The organism is Microcoleus sp. AT9b-C3 (assembly GCF_036705485.1).
Classification (GTDB): Bacteria; Cyanobacteriota; Cyanobacteriia; order Cyanobacteriales; family Microcoleaceae; genus Microcoleus.
Genome location: NZ_JAUBUR010000002.1, coordinates 163433 through 181846, shown reverse-complemented (window position 1 = coordinate 181846; position 18414 = coordinate 163433). Strand labels below are relative to the sequence as shown.

The 18414-nt window shown below is 45.1% G+C and carries 12 protein-coding genes; 6 read left to right on the top strand and 6 right to left on the bottom strand.

The annotated features are described in order from the left end of the window. Window positions 1–4: 4 nt before the first annotated feature. From QUB77_RS02530 to QUB77_RS02520, 3 genes are all read right to left on the bottom strand, one after another. Window positions 5–1630, bottom strand: a complete 1626-nt coding sequence (locus QUB77_RS02530) for a CocE/NonD family hydrolase (protein ID WP_333173398.1) — start codon at window positions 1628–1630, stop codon at window positions 5–7. 361 nt (window positions 1631–1991) lie between these two features. Further along, window positions 1992–2444 carry a cupin domain-containing protein gene (locus QUB77_RS02525; protein ID WP_333173396.1) on the bottom strand — a complete coding sequence of 151 codons (453 nt, stop codon included), beginning with the start codon at window positions 2442–2444 and terminating at the stop codon, window positions 1992–1994. A 213-nt stretch (window positions 2445–2657) separates the two neighbouring features. Next, window positions 2658–3428 (bottom strand): isochorismatase family cysteine hydrolase, encoded by a 771-nt coding sequence (locus QUB77_RS02520; RefSeq protein WP_333173394.1) that lies wholly within the window; start codon window positions 3426–3428, stop codon window positions 2658–2660. Window positions 3429–3638: 210 nt separating this feature from the next. Between QUB77_RS02520 and QUB77_RS02515 the strand changes: the two genes are divergently transcribed. The 6 genes from QUB77_RS02515 (at window position 3639) to QUB77_RS02490 (ending at window position 11110) form a co-directional block, all read left to right on the top strand. Continuing rightward, the gene (locus QUB77_RS02515) at window positions 3639–5084 is read left to right on the top strand and encodes an amidohydrolase (RefSeq protein ID WP_333173392.1); all 1446 of its coding nucleotides are present in this window, start codon (window positions 3639–3641) and stop codon (window positions 5082–5084) included. A 302-nt stretch (window positions 5085–5386) separates the two neighbouring features. Beyond that, window positions 5387–6649 carry a serpin family protein gene (locus QUB77_RS02510; protein ID WP_333173387.1) on the top strand — a complete coding sequence of 421 codons (1263 nt, stop codon included), beginning with the start codon at window positions 5387–5389 and terminating at the stop codon, window positions 6647–6649. 131 nt (window positions 6650–6780) lie between these two features. Continuing rightward, window positions 6781–7983 carry a glycoside hydrolase family 10 protein gene (locus QUB77_RS02505; protein ID WP_333173384.1) on the top strand — a complete coding sequence of 401 codons (1203 nt, stop codon included), beginning with the start codon at window positions 6781–6783 and terminating at the stop codon, window positions 7981–7983. A 14-nt stretch (window positions 7984–7997) separates the two neighbouring features. Then, window positions 7998–8675: a TIGR02117 family protein gene (locus QUB77_RS02500; RefSeq protein ID WP_333173382.1), complete on the top strand. Its 678-nt coding sequence runs from the start codon at window positions 7998–8000 to the stop codon at window positions 8673–8675. A 125-nt stretch (window positions 8676–8800) separates the two neighbouring features. Continuing rightward, the gene (gene hisA, locus QUB77_RS02495) at window positions 8801–9574 is read left to right on the top strand and encodes a 1-(5-phosphoribosyl)-5-[(5-phosphoribosylamino)methylideneamino]imidazole-4-carboxamide isomerase (RefSeq protein WP_333173380.1); all 774 of its coding nucleotides are present in this window, start codon (window positions 8801–8803) and stop codon (window positions 9572–9574) included. A gap of 165 nt (window positions 9575–9739) precedes the next feature. Then, complete coding sequence (locus QUB77_RS02490) at window positions 9740–11110, top strand: cation:proton antiporter (protein ID WP_333173377.1); 1371 nt, start codon at window positions 9740–9742, stop codon at window positions 11108–11110. A gap of 297 nt (window positions 11111–11407) precedes the next feature. Here the strand turns inward: QUB77_RS02490 and QUB77_RS02485 are convergent, their stop codons facing one another. From QUB77_RS02485 to QUB77_RS02475, 3 genes are all read right to left on the bottom strand, one after another. Further along, window positions 11408–14239 carry a PAS domain S-box protein gene (locus tag QUB77_RS02485; protein WP_333173376.1) on the bottom strand — a complete coding sequence of 944 codons (2832 nt, stop codon included), beginning with the start codon at window positions 14237–14239 and terminating at the stop codon, window positions 11408–11410. A 41-nt stretch (window positions 14240–14280) separates the two neighbouring features. Further along, entirely contained in the window at window positions 14281–15282 is a 1002-nt protein-coding gene (locus QUB77_RS02480; RefSeq protein WP_333173373.1) for a BMP family protein, read from the bottom strand. A gap of 207 nt (window positions 15283–15489) precedes the next feature. Next, the gene (locus QUB77_RS02475; RefSeq protein WP_333173371.1) at window positions 15490–17664 is read right to left on the bottom strand and encodes a glutamine synthetase III; all 2175 of its coding nucleotides are present in this window, start codon (window positions 17662–17664) and stop codon (window positions 15490–15492) included. Window positions 17665–18414: the final 750 nt, after the last annotated feature.

Sequence of the window (18414 nt, the reverse complement as noted above, 5' to 3'; positions counted from 1 at the left end):
AGGTTTAATGGACAATTGGCAGCAAAATTTGAGACGGACAATTCCCGCCACAACTTACTGTCAGCGTGATAATTTTAGCATCGATCGCCCGCGCTTCACCGTCCGGCGCACCCGTTCCCAGATTCACGTCGTAAGCGGGAAAACAAGCCGCACTCAAACTCAGACGCAACGCATTACCTTTGGCAATTTGCATACAAGTTGCTTGCAGCACAATTCTTACAGGTGTTTCACCTGAACTCACCCGGACGTAACCTTGAGTAAAATTGTAGACACTGCCACTATCTTTTACCTCAGAAAGTATCGCACACAAATCAAAAGTCGGCGCATCGGCAGTACAAAATACTTCCAAAATTATATCTCCTGCAACGTGCAAATCTGCCGTTATCGGTGCCGAAGTGTATGTTAAAACATCGGTGCGGCAGTCAATAGCCGATCGCTCGATCGCACCTGCAGGAAATCCAGCGTGACCTCCCAAGGATGGCACCGGCCGCCAAGGGTCATGTACGAATATATCATCCGTGCAAACATCCGCGCAACTCTCTGTTAAAATACCCGCATCTTCTCTCATCGCGACAAGTCCATTACTTGCTAAAAAATAAGATTTATGATTATTATTAGGCCATTTATCAAATTTTCTCCAATCATTCCTCCCCATCTCAAATAGCGAAATCTGTCGCTCGTTTAATATTCCTGTATCAACTCCTTTCAGGAATTGATCGAACCAGCGAATTTGCAACTCATCAACAGGATTGGAAGCTGCAAAACCATAATCCAACTCTCCAACTTTTCGCCCCCAAGGTAAATGCGCCCAAGGGCCAATTATCAAATGCTGCGGACAAGAACTCCGGCTCGCCATTTCCTTGTAAAGATGAATTGTTCCCCGCAAATAAGTATCAAACCAACCGCCAACGTGCAGCATTGGCAAGTCTACATCTTTGATGTTTGGCGATAACTTTTCCCAATACTCGCTCGGTCGATAATTATGCAACCAATCGTGATAATATGAGTCTGGAGCCAGATTTTTAATAATCTCAGGACGCGCGGGGACGGTATCGTATAGCGGGAGATTTCTCGAAGCTGCATAAAAGGTTTGATAGGCAGAAATATCCGCTTTTAAGCGAGCGGTTTCTGCGGCTAGCTGAATAGCCCAGCCGAGATTTGATTGCAGACAAAACGCGCCGCCTTCATAGACCCAATCTGCGTATAAATTGCCGCCTACCATTGCCGGACAAATTGTGATTAATGCCCTCGGTTTAGCAGCCGCCGCGTAGAGTTGAGTCATGCCTTGGTAGGAAAAACCGTACATTCCGACTTTCCCGTTACTTCCCGGCAAATTAGCTGCCCAATTGACGCTATCAAAACCGTCTTGTGTTTCGCTAACAAAAGGGTTAAATTCGCCTTCGGAAGTGCCACGTCCCCGCACGTCTTGGATGACAACGATGTAGCCGTGTTTGGCGTACCATGCGGGATGGGAATATACTACTGTAGAGGCGATCGCTCTTCCGTAAGGTTGCCGCATTAACAATACCGGAAATTTGTCCTCCGCATCGGGGCGGTAGATGTCAGCATCTAAACGAACCCCATCTTTAGTTAGCATTGACGCTGTTTCTTTCGGGCGAAGTTTCAGCATAAATCCTAAATAACATCAACTGAAAAAGTTCAGATAAAGGACTGAAGTCCTTACTACAAACCTGATGATTGTTCGTAGGGACACGGCACTGCCCATTGGTGTAAAATTAACGTACAACCCCTAGTCCGGCAGGGGTTGAAACCCCTGCCTCAAAGCTAAAGTCCTCTCAAGAGGACTAAGAAAAACACTTTTCAACTCATTAGTCCTATGCAAGAAGACTTTAACTATTAGACAGGGACTTCAGTCCCTGGCGGAATAGCGGGTGCGCGGAAGGACTGGCGGACTGATAGCTTAAGTTGACACGCTTTGGGCACTGCCGTGTTCTGTATTTCATCCAATTAAAAACTGCTATACTACAAACCTAGCATGGTACGAGTACATCCGATCGCCCCAGAACTCTCATATCCTCCTCATCGAGTTCGACTGGTGTACCGCTGCGAATTAGTTCCACAAAATCCTCATTCGGCACCATAATGCACAAAGTGTACAAACGTTCACTGCCCGTATTTTCAATTACGTGAGTGCCTGTTGCAGGCACTAACAAACTATCTCCAGGTTGAATACTAACTGTTTTGCCGTCGCAGGTTGCTTGCCCTATTCCTTTGAGTACAAAAAACATTTCTACTGCGAATTGATGGCGGTTGGGAGGAGTTTTGCCCCCCACATCGAAAATCTCCACGCAAACTGTTAATGAAACATTAGCTATTACCGGATCGAAGACGATAGCTAATCTATTACTATCGCCGGGACTGATGCGAAATGCTTGGTAGTCTTTGGGAGACTTTATAACAGGAATCACGCACTGGTTTGTCATTTTTTTATTGTTAGTTGTCAGTGGTTATGTTTCTGCTGTCATTAGTGAGAATCCAGAGTCATTAGTCCGCCGCTCAACCTCCAAAGTTTATTGATTTCACAGGAGAGTTCGCTATCAGAACAGGAAGCGAGATATATAGGCTTTGCTGTACGGGACTCTCGCACTCCTAAAAAACGCTTTTTATACTCCAGAGGGATACTCCCCTGATGACTGCTATTTAATTGCTTCTAACATAGCCTGAGAATCCGACAAAAAGCCAAAACATTGTTTAACGTTATAAAGAGTAGCTTGCCAGCAATACTCTGGAGATGTCGTAGCTGTACAATCTTTGACTAAAATACAGTCGTAACCGAGGAAATTAGCATCTTGCAGAGTAGCCATGACGCACTGATCGGCGTTTACTCCTCCGAAGAAAAGTGTAGTTCTGCCAATGTTCCGCAAGATACTATCTAAAGGAGTATCCCAAAAGCCACTCATCCGATATTTATCAACGCAAATATCCTCCGGTTTGGGTTTTAATTCATCGACAACCTGCGCCGCCCAACTCCCTGCCATCAGTACAGGTGCGTTGTTTTTTGGCAGCGGATCTCCCAAACCTACGCCGGATCCTGTGGGATTGTAAACGTGACGGGAAGCTGCACTAATATTGAGTAAATCCGGGCGGTTTCCCCAGTTTATCCAAATAATTGGTACTGCGTGCGATCGCAATTTTGGCAGCAAATTTGTTAAAGGATTAATTGGAGTTCGGGCGGGCGTTACATCTACGCCGATATGTGCTAGCCAACCGTCGGGATGACAGAAATCGTTTTGCATATCTATCACCAACATTGCTGCTTTTGCTAAGTCCAAACGCAGAGTTTTAGTTTCAGTTTCCAGGGTAACAGGTTGAGGCGCGATCGGCGATCGGGTGATATCGGCAATTTTGGCATCAACTTTCCAAGCATTCGGGGGTACGCCCAAGGTGCGGAGAGAATCAGGATTCATATAGATTGTGAGTCAAAAACAATTTTAATCTTATAACTATTTGAGGGTTGCTAACTTGTCATATCTTAAATCTTTGTTATAATTAAGTATCCGGGGTAACTTTTTGATAAAGTTTAGGATTTATTAACTTTATTATCGTTGGTCACTCGCCAATGTTAGCGCCTAATCATACAATAAAAATAAATATAAGTTTACAAAAAGGGTAAATCTATGAGCTTTACAATTCAAAATGCTTTAATTCCGGTTGATAGCGGTTATGAAACCGCAGATGTGCAAGTGGTGGATAACTGCATAAGTGCGATCGCGCCCAATAACCTCCCCTCTCATTCCCCCGCTTACCAAGGGACGGAGAGGGGGGGTGAAACAGTTATTAACGGCAAAAATAAGCTGCTGCTGCCAGGTTTTGTCAACGCGCACACTCACTCTTCAGAAATGTGGCAACGAGGCATAATTCCCCCTCTGCCGCTGGAGTTGTGGATTGCCGAATTGTACGATTTTACGCCTCTAGAACCCGAACAAATTTATTTGAGCGCCTTGGGAACTGCGGTAGAAACATTGCTGTCAGGCGGTACAAGCGTAGTCGATCATTTAGTTTTGATTCCGGGGCAGGAATTAGAGACAATCGCCGCCGCAGTTCGCGCTTATCAAGAAATCGGTATCCGCGCTTTTATCGGGCCGTTAATTCAAGATGAATCCCTGACAGCGGGAATGCCTGCGGGCGATAGTGGCCTCGAACACAGCGCTTACCTTCGATCGACTAAGGCAACTTTGGAATTAATGGAAACAGCCATAAAACAGTTTCACAATCCCGAAAAAGGTGTTAATATGTTGTTGGCGCCGACGGGAATTCAACTGTGTTCCGATGCTTTGTTTGAAGGCTGCATCGAATTGAGCGATCGCTACAATCTTTGTCGTCACGCCCACCTCTTGGAAACCCCCGCTCAAAAACAACTAGCTTACGAAAAATACGGCTGTAGCGCTGTCGAACACCTGCAAAAAATTGGTTATTTGAGTCCGCGAACTTCCTTAGCGCACTGCGTTTGGCTGGACGATTCCGACATTGCGATTATGGCAGAAACTGGAGCGACAGTCGTACACAATCCCCTCAGCAACTTGCGCCTGGGAAGCGGGATTGCACCAATTTTGAAATACCGTCAAGCGGGAGTCAACGTATCTTTTGGCTGCGACGGCGCTGCTAGCAATGACTCTCAAGATTTGCTGGAAGCGATTAAAATTGGTTCGATTTTGCACAATATCACGGATTTGGATTACCGCCAATGGATTACACCGCGCCAGTCAGTAGAAATGGCCTCGATGGGAGGAGCAAAAGGCTTGAATCTTGCCGATGAAATGGGTTCTATAACTGTCGGTAAAAAAGCCGATTTTGTGCTGTATGATTTAACAAGTTTATCATTGCTGCCGCGCACCGATCCGATTGGCTTACTAATATTGGGACGCCCGACTAATGCGGTAGACAGCGTTTGGGTAAACGGCAAGCAAATTGTCGCCGAAGGTAAGGTGAAAACGATCGATGTTGATGCTTTGAGGCGGGAATTATTCGATCGCAGCGAGTGGACGGGGAAGCGTCAATCGCAAACGGTGAGCGAGATTGAAGCGCACTACCGCCAAGTGATGAAACTGCCAGGTTACTCTTAAAAGCTATCCTCTCTATTCCTAAAAATAGTTAGCAAACTGTTTATAGCAAGGACTACACTCGGGAGCATCTCAATGAAAGCAGCCAAGCCCAAAATTGGAGTTAGGAGTCAGGAGTCAGGAGCCAGGAGAAAAGAGGAAGAAGGAAGGAGCCAGAAGAAGTGTTTTTACAAATATGAGATGCTCCCCTACACTCCTTACTATATTAAACTCTCAAAAATTTTAGTTCTCAGTCGATACACACAAAATAAAGAGGTAAAAATGTGAAACAACACCACCCAAAATATCAACCAAAGATAACTCTTATGTCATGGAAAAGCAGGCTGGCTACTGTCGCCATCATTACATTAGCAATTTTCGCAGAATTAGCGCCGTCACTGAAAATTAACCCCATCCACCTCGCCAATCCTAATCACTCAAAAGCTGTAGCGATGACACCCCCTAACAACCAGAGAAATGTAGACGCCAGACTTGTTGCAGCTAATACCAAATTTGGTTTTAACTTGTTCAACACCCTCACCAAACAACAGCCGAATCAAAATATCTTTATTTCCCCTACTTCTGTTGCCCTCGCCCTGTCAATGGCATACAACGGAGTTAGCGGAGAAACCAAACAAGAAATGACAAAAGTTCTCGAATTAACGGGAATGACTCCCCAAGAAATTAACGCAGCCAATCAAGCTTTGCAAAATAGTTTTCAGAAAGTTGATTCCAATGTCCAAGTATTAATTGCTAACTCGCTTTGGGCGCAACAAGGCTTCTCCTTAAAACCAGAATTTATGCAAACAAATCAACAATATTACAATTCTAATCTTACCGAACTAGACTTTATGAATCCGCAAGCTCTTAGCATCATTAACAACTGGGTGAGCCAAAAAACTCAAGGGAAAATTGATAAAATTGTCGATAAAATTACCCCCGGTGAAGTCTTATTTTTGATTAATGCTATCTATTTCAAAGGCAACTGGAAAACCCCCTTTGATAAATCTCAAACTGCCAACAAAACTTTCTTTTTACCCAATGGCATTTCAAAACAGCATCCGATGATGTCTCAGAAAGGCTTTTATTGGTACTACGAAACAGACAAATTTGAAGCAGTTAGTTTACCTTACGGCAAACAAGGTTCTCTGAGTATGTATATTTTTTTGCCCCGATTAAATAGCAACTTGGAAACTTTCTTGCAGCAACTAACAGCAGAAAATTGGAATGAATGGATGCAAGAATTTACACACATAAATGCTACAATTGAAATACCCCGCTTCCAAATAGAGTATGAAGTTGAACTCCAAAACACACTCACAGCGTTGGGCATGGCAGGAATTTTTGATATCTCAAAAGCCGATTTTTCTCCGATGACTGATGACAACGTAGCAGTAGCCTCAGTAAAACATAAGACATTTGTCGAAGTTAACGAAGAAGGCACAGAAGCAGCCGCCATCACTTCTATCCAGTTAACCAGATCTGCATCGCCTTTTCAAATGAATGTAAACCGTCCATTCTTTTGTGCCATTCGAGACAATACTACAGGAACAATATTATTTATGGGTACAATCGTTGACCCGAAATAATATCAAAAGTAGTAGGTGGGTCAGGAAATGTTCAATCGACTTTTAATAAAATAACCCTCGCTGACGCACCCTAACAAGCTAATTATACGGTAAAATATCAGTCTAAAAATAATCATATTTCCGACAAATTGATGATTAAATTGCACAAATGGCAGCGGATACTGGCTTTAATAGTTGTTTTTACGATCGCCCTTACCTCCTCCGCCATATTATCCCCGCGTCTGTTGGCTCAAACCCGCCCCCAAACCCCAACAACCGAATTGCGCGGCGTCTGGCTGACTAACATCGACAGCGACGTTATTTTCTCCCGCAACAACATCATTGACGCTGTAAATCGACTCGATCGACTCAATTTCAATACCATCTATCCCACGGTTTGGCAAGGAGGCTATACGCTTTATCCGAGCGCTGCTGCCCAACGAGTATTCGGACAGTCGATCGACCCATCGCCCGGATTGAAAGACCGAGACATTCTCAAAGAAATTATAGCACAATCCCATCAAAAAGGTATAGCAGTAATCCCCTGGTTTGAGTTTGGTTTCATGGCTCCGGCCGAATCGGAATTAGCCGCACTTCACCCCGATTGGCTGGCGCAGCGACGCGACGGTTCAACTATTTGGAAAGAAGGCAAACACGATCGAGTTTGGCTGAATCCCTTTCATCCCGAAGTTCAGCAATTTATCTTAGATTTAATCATAGAAATTGTCGATAATTATGATATAGATGGCATTCAATTTGACGACCATTTCGGCTTGCCAGTAGAGTTTGGCTATGAGTCGTTAACAGTGTCAATGTATCAGGAACAAATCAAAAGTCCTCCCTCCGACGACCCCCGCGAAACCTTCTGGGTGCGCTGGCGCGCTGACAAAATCAACGACTTCGTGGGGCGAGTTTCCCGCGCCATCAAATCCCGCAAAGAAAAATGTATTGTCAGCTTATCTCCGAACCCTTTTCACTTTTCTTTACCCGCCCACTTGCAGGACTGGTTTACCTGGGAAAGACGCGGCTACATCCAAGAAATTGTGTTGCAGGTTTATCGCAGCGATATCAAGCGTTTTAGTGCCGAACTAGAACGGGAAGAAGTTAAATTGGCTAAATTTAACATTCCAACTGCGATCGGCATTTTAACAGGTCTTAAAAATAATTCAGTCCCCCTCAAACAAATTCAAGAACAAGTGCAAGAAGTGCGAAAAAGAGATTTCGCTGGCGTGTCGTTCTTTTTCTACGAAAGTTTGTCGAATTGGGCGAGGGAAACCCCCGAACAGCGCAATTCTGCTTTGCAAGAATTCTTTCCCACAAAGATGCAGCGCCCGCCCTCCAAAGCCAGAATTTGAAACCCACGGTTAAAATGAGAAAAATCATACAGCGCTTAGGAATTGTCATCTTATTTTTGAGCGCTTTCTTAACAATTGGCTATCTCACTCCCAGAAAGTGGGGAAATTACTCGCAAGCAGATTGCACAATCTCTCTATACATTTCCAACCAAGGTATCCACACCGAAATCATCGTTCCCGTTAAAAATGAATATTTTGACTGGAATCAATTTTTACCGCTAACTGAAATAGGGCGGGATGCCACTTCTGATTATAAATACTTGTCTTTTGGGTGGGGAGATAGAGCTTTTATGCTGGAAACTTCCACATCAGGAAGTATTAACCCAGTTACAGCTTTCAAAGCCCTATTTATCGCTACTCCGTCTACCGTACACGTTCAAAGTTATCGGATTGTCCCCCCAGATATAGAAACCAAATGTGTTAGAATTAGCGGCAAAAATTATTGGAGAATAGTAAATTTTATTAAAAATTCATTTCAATTAGACGCAGTAGGTAAGAAAATGAAAATTAGCTACGGCTACGGTAACAGCGACAGTTTTTATGAAGCAAAAGGCAGTTACTATGTTTTGAGAACTTGCAACGACTGGACGGCAGAAGCTTTGCAAAAAGCCGAGGTCAATACTCCTTTATGGTCAACGCTTTCTTCGGCGATTATGTTTCATCTTAATAGCGCTTGCGAATGTCACAAATAAATGGTATTAGGTAATCGTAATAATATATTTCCTTTAGATTATAAAATTTATAATGAATGATTATGTATGGGTGGGGAGCTTGCCTCAAGTTTTAGCTGGTATAATTACCAATTTGAGGAAAAATTATGAATGTAATTCCCGCGATCGACTTATTGGAGGGAAAATGCGTCAGATTGTATCAGGGAGACTACGGGAAGTCTCAAACTTTTAACGACAACCCCGTCGAAGTCGCCAGACAGTGGGTAAATGAAGGCGCGACAATGCTGCATCTAGTAGACCTCGATGGCGCCAAAGCAGGTCATCCAGTCAACCAAGCAGCCATTGAAGCGATCGTCCGATCAGTAGACGTTCCCTGTCAAGTAGGTGGGGGAATGCGCGATCGCGCTTCTGTTGCTGGTATCCTCAATTTAGGCGTCCGGCGCGTCATTCTTGGCACTGTCGCCGTCGAACAACCGCAATTAGTCGGCGAATTGTGCGCCGAATTTCCCACTCAAATTCTGGTCGGCATCGACGCCAGAAATGGTAAAGTTGCTACTAGAGGCTGGCTAGAAACTTCGGAAGTTTTAGCCACAGAATTGGCACAAAAAATGGCCGAGTTAGGGGCGGCTGAAATTATTTACACCGACATTCACCGCGACGGTACTATGGAAGGGCCGAATTTGGAATCTTTGCGCGAAATTGCTAACGCTATTTCGATTCCGGTGATTGCTTCCGGTGGCGTTAGTTCGATCGCCGATTTGTTAAGTTTGCTGGCTTTGGAACCAATTGGTGTCAAAAGTGCGATCGTCGGTAGGGCAATTTATACCGGCGATATCTTGCTAAAAGAAGCAATTCAAGCAGTCGGACAAGGGCGCTGGCAGGATGTACCGCCAGATTTGGGTTCTTCAAGTTTTGCTTAATAGTCATGTTGACTTAAGTGGCTACCCAATATGTAACAGTTATCAATTTTCCGAATCACAGTCAACAGTTGACAGTCAACAGTCAACAGTCAGCGTAGAATCGTCTTTCTTACCATCATCTTAACCATGTTTTGGAACAATACAATTACAGCTTTAAGTTCTGGAATGGCATCCCTAGTTGCTCCCATACCTTTGTTAGCAACAGTCGAGGCAGAAAATTCGCCGATCGTCCTCAGCGGAGTTTTGCTCACTTTGGTAGTGATTTATCTCGCCAGTAAATTAGGCGCAGAAGCGGCTAGAAACTTCGATTTCCCACCTGTTTTGGGTGAACTTGTAGCAGGGGTAATTGTTGGCGTATCTGCTTTACACCTAGTCGTTTTTCCCGAAGCAGGGCTGTCAGCATCCAACTCAGGGATTATGACAGTTTTGCAATCGATTAATCATCTGTCTCCTGCCGCGCTTACCAGTGTGTTTGAATCGCAGAGTGAAGTTATTTCAGTGCTAGCTGAATTGGGCGTAATTATTCTGCTGTTTGAAATTGGCTTAGAGTCGGATATCAGACAACTCAAGGAAGTGGGCGTTCAAGCTGTCGTTGTCGCTTGTGTGGGCGTGGCAGTTCCCTTTGCTGCCGGTACTGCGGGTTTGATGCTCATTTTCCACACGGCGGCGATTCCGGCGATTTTTGCGGGGGCTGCTTTGACAGCAACCAGCATCGGAATTACCTCCAAAGTTTTGTCGGAATTAGGACAACTCAAATCTAAAGAAGGTCAAATCATTGTTGGTGCAGCGGTGATTGATGATGTGCTAGGAATTATTGTCCTGGCTGTTGTCGCCAGTTTAGCGAAAACCGGTGAAATTGATGTTGTTAATGTCATCTATTTGATTGTCAGTGCAACTGCGTTTCTGTTGGGTTCTATTCTGTTGGGCGGTATCTTCAACAAAACCTTCACTGCGGTCGTGGAGAAACTCAAAACTCGCGGCAATATAGTCATCCCGGCATTTATCTTTGCTTTCTTCATGGCTTTTCTGGGGAACGCAATTCATCTCGAAGCGATTTTGGGTGCGTTTGCGGCTGGTTTGGTGTTGGATGAAAGCGATGCCCGCAACGAGTTGGATGAACTGGTGAAACCCATCGCGGATTTCCTGGTTCCCATCTTTTTTGTAACCGTGGGAGCTCGGGCGGATTTGGGGGTTTTGAACCCAACAGTGCCGGATAATCGGGCTGGTCTTTTGATTGCCGTATTCTTGATTGTGGTTGCGATTTTTGGCAAGCTGGTGACTGGTTGGGTGGTGTTTGGTCTGCCAGGAATCAATCGATTGGCGATCGGAGTGGGGATGATTCCTCGGGGCGAAGTCGGCTTAGTATTTGCCGGCATCGGTTCGGCGAGTGGGGTTTTGGATAAACCGTTGGAAGTGTCGATTATTATTATGGTGATTCTGACGACTTTTTTGGCTCCGCCTTTTCTGCGGATTGCCTTTGGCGATACGGTAGAGCCTCCTGCTAGTGGGGAACCTTCTAGCCAGCAAATCGTTTGATTAGCCGATGATATTAAGTCGGTTTTGAGGTGGTTGGGGGCGATCGGCTGGTATTATAGAACCACTTTCCGGCGATCGTCTCCATTGCTACTCATATCAATTCCCGTTGCACCCGAATGATATAACATCCCTCTCAAAACCCACAATGCCGTTCATAGGTGTCTATCATCAGAAACGCTATAGCGGTTCTCAAAAAAGTGAGGTATGCCCTATACCCTATGCCCTATGCCCTATGCCCTATGCCGGATAGTACCTCATCTTTCTGAGAAAGGCTCTATATGAGGAATGCGATCGCAGTTATTTACCAACAAGTGCTACAGCACCGCTTTGCAAAACAGGAATTTCAATGCGGAACTCTGTTCCTTGATCGGGTTGAGAGAAGCACTGGATTAAGCCACCGTGCTTATCAACTACAATTTGATAACTGATGGATAGCCCTAATCCAGTTCCTTTACCAGTTGGTTTCGTGGTGAAGAAGGGATTGAACACCTGTTGTCTAACAGTTTCCGTCATCCCAGGCCCATTATCTTGAAATTGAATCACCACGTTTTTAGAATAACCGGCCTGAGTTTCGTTTGTAACTAGCTTAGTCCGAATAGTGATGCGACTGGGATTCTTTTGGATGTCTTTTAGACAACGCTGATTGTCGTAGTTTTCTAAAGCATCAATCGCATTTGCCAGAATATTCATAAAGACTTGGTTCAACTGTCCGGCATAGCACTCTACTAGCGGTAAATCGCCGTACTCTTTAAAAATTTCAATAGCAGGATGCTCCGGTTTTGCCTTCAGTCGATTTTGCAAAATCATCAATGTGCTGTCAATTCCCTCGTGGATATCAACGGGCTTCTTGTCTGCCTCATCGAGCCGCGAGAAGTTTCGTAGCGACAGGACAATTTGACGAATGCGATCGGCTCCTACCTTCATTGAAGTCAGGATTTTGGGCAAATCTTCACTAATGTAGTCCAGATCGAACTCTTCAATTTTTTCCTGAATTTGGGTATTAGTTGGATAGGTTTGCTGGTAAAGCTGAATCAACTCTAGTAAATTTTGCGTGTAGTCAGAAGTATGGCTCAGGTTGCCATAGATAAAGTTGACTGGATTATTAATTTCGTGAGCAACACCAGCAACCAGTTGCCCCAAACCTGACATTTTCTCTGCCTGAATAAGCTGTGCCTGAGTTTGCTGTAAGGTTTTGAGTGCAACCTCAGCTTCCTCTTTTGCTTGCCTTAACGCAGCTTCGGCTTGCTTGCGCTCAGTAATATCCAGTGCCAAAGATGCAACTCCAACAATCTTTCCACCCTCCCCTACTAAAGGCGTATTGAACCATTCGCAAATAATGGTTTTGCCGTTTTTCGTAATATTTTCGTTGACGCTGTAGATTCCTCCGGTCTCAATCAACAACTCGTTCATAACTTGATCGACTATCTCTCTGGCAGACGCAGGTACAATTAATTCTGTGACATGGTGTCCGATCGCCTCTTGAGCCGTGTAACCAAAAATCTGCTCTGCCGCTGGATTCCAGGCCCTGACTTTAAAGTTTAAATCCCATTCCACAATTGCTAGTGCACTTTGGCGAAATAGACAAGATAGTCGCTGTTCCGACGCTTTGAGTTCCTCTTCTGCCTGTTTCCGTTGAGTAATGTCAATCCCTGTTTTGATGATGTACCCAATTTCACCTCGATTATCCACTAAAGCAGTATCTGACCAGGCAATCACTGTGAGTTGTTGATCTTTGCTCACCCAACTGCCTTCATACTGCTGGGGAAAATTACCAGATTGTAAAGACTCAAAAGTAGTTTTGGCAAGTCCTGCTAAGTCTGAGTTCGGGAACAATTCCCAAATGTAGCGCCCTTTCACTTCACTAAACGAGTAATGAGTCATTTGTTCGCAAGCTCGGTTAAAGCGAACGATTTGTCCCTGCGGGTCGAGTACAACTACCAGGGCACCTGCAATTTCAAGAATAGCTGAAACAAAATTCCGTTCCACTTCAACTGCTGTAATCAGTTCCTCTAACTGGGTTGCCATATTGTTAAATGCGATCGCCAATGTCCCCAATTCGTTTTGGCTGTCGATGTTGACCCGCGTCTCTAATTGCCCCGCACTGAGTTGAGTAGCTGCCGTAGTTAAGCGCTGTAGCGGCACCACAATTTGCCGAATAAATAGAAAGCCAATGCCAACAGCAAGGATCGTCACCACCGCCAATGAGCCTCCCATAATTGAGAGCATTTGGTAAACGGGAGCATAGGCCTCAGCCGTTGGCAGTTCTACAACCACATTCCAATTCACGCTCGGAATTAAGGTACTGGCTCCCAATACTTTTACCTGCTTTAGACCCTGATAAACGTTAAGGCGCTTAGTATCTTCGGATGCTTTCAAGAATTGAAAGAAGGGGCGCTGAGAAATATCTTGAAGTTGAAAAGTTTCTGGCTTACTACCCTTTTGAGCAATCATAAAATTACGCTCATCGACTACATAAACATAACCCGTTTTGCCCACCTCCGTTTGGGAAACAACAAACCAGAGAAAGTTGAGATTTATCTTTGCTAATAGCACCCCATCCACCTCATCTCGCTCATTCCGAATCGGAACCGCCAGAATGGTGGTTGGTTGGTGAGTTTTAGGATCAATTTCTACATAACTGACATAATCTTCCTGTTGTTTAAAGGCACGAATAAACAGTGGCGAATTGGCTGGATTTTCTAACTTGAGCGGTTCGTAGGGTGAAACTGACGTGACAACTTGTCCCTTCTGGTTCAAAATGGCAACGGCTTCATAAGCATCATTATGACGAGTCAACCCTTCCAACAGGCTCTGCTGCACTTGATGTTGAAAGTTGGTGAGTCCTTTGACCCTAGCTAAATAGCTCAGTTTTTGTGTCAAGTCATCTAGATAATTATCAATCTGCCCTGCTGCTATCTGACTACGCTCTTGTTGGAGCGATCGCGATTGCTGGATCTGCGCCTGAAAGCTGAGGTAGATCAGCAAGCCACCTGTGGGCAGTATGCTCAGGAGAACCAAAAATATCAAATTATAGCGGAGCTGATTTGCAATAGAGAAGAAGCGTTGCCAGGGATGAGAACGGGAGCTTGTGGCAATCTGCTGAGTGCGATCTTGGCGTTGATTTTTCATCGGATTTAGGCTCAATATTGGTAAATCAATTAATCGGCGCACTAAGGAGAAACATCGATTTTGCCAGTCGTCACAGCTTCTCGAAGGCTCTTGAAAGTGTCCTCTTCCTGAGAGGTGAGAGTGCCACGGAAAGGGGCAAAGTCATAGATCTTTTCCTTGAGCCCAAACTTGTAAAGTTTTCCTTCCCAGCGACCTTTCTGAGTTAACACGGCCGCATTGAGCACCAGATTGGGAATGTCCTCCAGAACGCTAGTTAGGACTTTGCCGGGAGCCAGTTTGTACTGATCCTTTCCCCAACCAATCACAAGGACTCCTGGCTTTTGCGTAACGGCTTGTAGCGCGGCTAACCCTGCCTCATCCGCGTTGATTGCCAAAACATCTACTCCAGAGGCAACCATATCCGTTGCGACTTTGGTGGCTTTGTCCGTATCAATCCAACTGTTGAGAAAAGCAGTCGAAGCTTGAACAGAGGGATTCGTTGCCTTCACTCCGCGCCTAAACAAGGCTTCTTCTTCTTTGTAAACCGGATAAGGTGCACCCACAATATAGCCAACTTTATTGCTCTTGGTCTTCATGGCAGCCAAAGCGCCTGTGAGGTACCCCACCTCACCCGATCGAAAGGCAACAGCCCCCAAATTTCTGTTATTCCCTGGATGCGTCGTAATCAGGGCAAATTTCGTGCGCGGAAATTCTTTAGCGACTTTTTCGGCAGCTTTGATATAGCCACCACTGGCTGCAATTACGAGGTCATAGCCTGACTGGGCATATTTGCGAAGGGTAGCTTCACTATCTTCACCGTCAATGCCAGTAAAGTCTACCTGAGCATTAAATTTATCTTTGATTAGGTTTAACCCTTCAAAGCAGGCTTGAGCCCAACTGTTGTCGTCTTTAGGTCCTGTGACGACCAACCCCACTTTAAAGCTGCTAGAGGTACTTGCTTCAGGGGAAGAGTTTACGTTCGGAGTCTCTTGACTGCAACTTATCGCAAAAATTAGAGCTAGAGCCGCCAGAGTCATTTGTTTCAAGAGAGATTGAATTCGCATAATAGCTTTTCGCTGCAATATTACTTTTTCTACGCCTATAAATTTGTTGAACGGTATCTCAACACTCTTCACAACTCTTACTCTCGCTCGCATTTAATAACTCTGACAGATGCAGCGTCACACTCATTTAAGCTCAAAAACAAGTAAGGACACGGCACTGCCGTGTCCTTACAACTCTAACCTGCAATTAACCGAATTTGTTTGCTATTACTTAACAAACAGCATTTCCTGATAAGTAGGCAGAGGCCACAAATCATCAGCCACTTCACCTTCCAGAGCATCGGCATACTTGCGAACCTCATCCATCAAAGGACGAATTGTTTGCGAAGCATACTGCATATGGTCTTCTGTCGAAGCAAAATCGTGCTTGCTCAAAGCAGCACTCAATTTGCTCGCAGTATCCATCATTGACTTAACCAGCACCGCTACTTTTTCGGCAGTTTCCTTTTCCAGTTCAATCCCAATTTCTTTCAACTTAGAAACCGTGCCGGAAATTTCAGCTAAATACCTCACCGCTGCGGGGTAAATAATGGTTTTTGCCATGCTTATTACCAGTTTTGCTTCGACTTCAATTGCCAGCAAATACTGCTCTGCATAAACATCGTAACGGCTTTCCAATTCAACGGGAGTCAGAACACCTGTCTTTTCAAACAAGTCTTCAATGTATCCTTCCTTCAGCACGGGCAAAGCATCGGCCGTAGTCCGCAAGTTAGCTAAACCCCGTTCCTCAACAGCCATTTTGTGCCATTCTTCCGAATAGCCGTCGCCACCAAATACAACCGCACCGTGCTCGTCCATCACTTCTTTGAGAATGGTTTGGATGGCAGCATTCAGTTCAGTTCCGTTAGCCAAATCGCTTTCTAATTTGTTAGCAATCCAGTCCAAAGAGTCTGCAAGAATTGTATTCATCGCCACCAGTGGCCCGGAAACAGACTGACCGGAACCTACTGCCCGGAATTCAAATCGGTTGCCAGTAAAGGCAAAGGGCGAAGTCCGGTTTCTGTCTCCAGCATCCTTCATGAAAGTAGGCAGTGTTTCTACACCTAAGTTCATAATTCCCCGACCTTTAGAGTCCTTAACTTCTCCCCGGCTAATTTGCCCGAAGATATCTTCTAATTGCGAACCCAAATAGACAGAGATAATTGCTGGTGGAGCCTCATTTGCACCCAATCGGTGGTCGTTGCTGGCAGTAGCAACTACCGCGCGCAATAGCGGCCCGTATTTGTGAACTCCGCGAATCACAGCGCCGCAGAAAACTAGAAATTGTATGTTCGAGTGCGGTGTATCGCCTGGGTCTAACAAGTTACCTTGGGTGGCATTGCCAACCGACCAGTTGACGTGTTTGCCGGAACCGTTAATGCCGGCGAAAGGCTTCTCGTGCAGCAAACACATAAAACCGTGTTTCTTCGCTGTGTTGCGGAGAATTGTCATGGTTAATTGTTGGTGGTCGCTAGCGACGTTTGCAGCTTCAAAAACTGGTGCAATTTCAAACTGACCGGGAGCTACTTCGTTGTGGCGGGTTTTGGCAGGAATTCCCAGCCTGTACATTTTTTCTTCTACTTCCTGCATGAAGACTTGAACGCGCTCTGGAATCGCTCCAAAATAGTGGTCGTCAAATTGCTGACCTTTCGCAGGAGGTTTGCCAAACAGGGTGCGACCTGCTAGCAGTAAATCGGGGCGGTTGTTGGTGAAATTGGCATCTACTAGGAAGTATTCTTGTTCGGAACCGCAACTGGAATTGACCGGAGCAACTTCGGTATTTCCTAATAGCTTTAACACTCGGGTTGCTGCTTTGTTCATGGCGGCAATGGAACGCAAAAGCGGCGTTTTCTTGTCTAAGGCTTCACCTGTCCAGGAGATGAAAACAGTGGGAATGCACAATGTCATGCCGTTGTCTGTTTCCATGACATAAGCAGGGCTGGTGACATCCCAGGCTGTATATCCGCGAGCGGCGGCGGTGGAACGGATGCCGCCGTTGGGGAATGAGGAACCATCGGGTTCGCCTTGTACGAGAACTTTGCCTGCAAATTCTGAGATGACGGAGCCGTCGCCTTGTACTGAGATGAAACCGTCGTGCTTTTCGGCGGTGCCGTTGGTTAGCGGGTAGAATACGTGGGCGTAGTACAGGGCTCCTTTGGAAATAGCCCAATCTTTCATTGCTACTGCAACTACATCAGCTACGGAAGCATCGAGTTTTTGGCCGGTTTGAACGGTGTTTTTTACTGATTTGAAAATGCTTTTGGGCAGACTTTCTTGCATCTTGCTCAGTGTAAAAACGTCTGTTGCCCACATATCTTCTAGCCGCTTGGGAGGCCGACTAGGCATCAGTTTGCGGTTGACGATTTGAGAAATTGCTTGAACGCGCGATTCGTTTCCACTCATGGTTATTTTTATTGGTATTGCGGGACGAGTATTTGAGAAAAAATAGATGTTAGCCAAAGTCTAACGATTGACGAATATGTTGGATTTACCCAAGATTTTTTGTCAAGGCTAACTTTTGGGAGGATGCCTTTTTTGGCAGGCTCTAAAAGATTGGAGGAGCGAGGCGGAATTACTTCGCCGTCCATCGGGCGTGACAATCCAGTGTGAGATGCGGTTGGATTTCGGTTATTAGCAGCAATAAAATAGATGACAAGAGCCTGTACTAATTTGAGTCAAAATGATAGATGCCTGCGCTGCCACAGATTTAGTAGCTAATCTTCACTCTGGTCAGCTCAAAAATTTTGTGCGAATCAATTCCGATGAATTCAGGTCAAAACTACTTATGGTTTTTAACGGTTCGACGATCGATAAATCGCAGTCCAGCAAACAACGCACTCGTTTAGGGGTTTTGGAGAATTATGGAGAGTTCACAATCTACACTTGGAGAGTCTAAACAATCATTAATGAAATAAAAGTATCGTAGACTACAGAATTCTGTTTTTTTTTCAGAAAGGTCGATCGCACCGATCGCACACAACCGCAGGAGTCCAGTGTAACAGGAGGCGGGGCGCTGAAACAGGGGGGCGATCGTACATTTACAGGACTTACCCAGGCACACTATATATAGTTTGGGAAGAAAGGGATCTCGCTTTTTCAAACTTTTGAGCAATCGTCATCAGACTAAAAATTTAACTTCTCACAAAATCACCG

Excerpts from the sequence above, each read along its gene's own strand:
- QUB77_RS02475 (WP_333173371.1), bottom strand. The coding sequence starts at position 17,664 with ATGAGTGGAAACGAATCGCGCGTTCAAGCAATTTCTCAAATCGTCAAC.
- QUB77_RS02485 (WP_333173376.1), bottom strand. The coding sequence starts at position 14,239 with ATGAAAAATCAACGCCAAGATCGCACTCAGCAGATTGCCACAAGCTCC.
- QUB77_RS02490 (WP_333173377.1), top strand. The coding sequence starts at position 9,740 with ATGGCATCCCTAGTTGCTCCCATACCTTTGTTAGCAACAGTCGAGGCA.
- QUB77_RS02480 (WP_333173373.1), bottom strand. The coding sequence starts at position 15,282 with ATGCGAATTCAATCTCTCTTGAAACAAATGACTCTGGCGGCTCTAGCT.
- QUB77_RS02520 (WP_333173394.1), bottom strand. The coding sequence starts at position 3,428 with ATGAATCCTGATTCTCTCCGCACCTTGGGCGTACCCCCGAATGCTTGG.
- QUB77_RS02515 (WP_333173392.1), top strand. The coding sequence starts at position 3,639 with ATGAGCTTTACAATTCAAAATGCTTTAATTCCGGTTGATAGCGGTTAT.
- QUB77_RS02505 (WP_333173384.1), top strand. The coding sequence starts at position 6,781 with ATGATTAAATTGCACAAATGGCAGCGGATACTGGCTTTAATAGTTGTT.
- hisA (WP_333173380.1), top strand. The coding sequence starts at position 8,801 with ATGAATGTAATTCCCGCGATCGACTTATTGGAGGGAAAATGCGTCAGA.
- QUB77_RS02530 (WP_333173398.1), bottom strand. The coding sequence starts at position 1,630 with ATGCTGAAACTTCGCCCGAAAGAAACAGCGTCAATGCTAACTAAAGAT.
- QUB77_RS02500 (WP_333173382.1), top strand. The coding sequence starts at position 7,998 with ATGAGAAAAATCATACAGCGCTTAGGAATTGTCATCTTATTTTTGAGC.
- QUB77_RS02525 (WP_333173396.1), bottom strand. The coding sequence starts at position 2,444 with ATGACAAACCAGTGCGTGATTCCTGTTATAAAGTCTCCCAAAGACTAC.
- QUB77_RS02510 (WP_333173387.1), top strand. The coding sequence starts at position 5,387 with ATGTCATGGAAAAGCAGGCTGGCTACTGTCGCCATCATTACATTAGCA.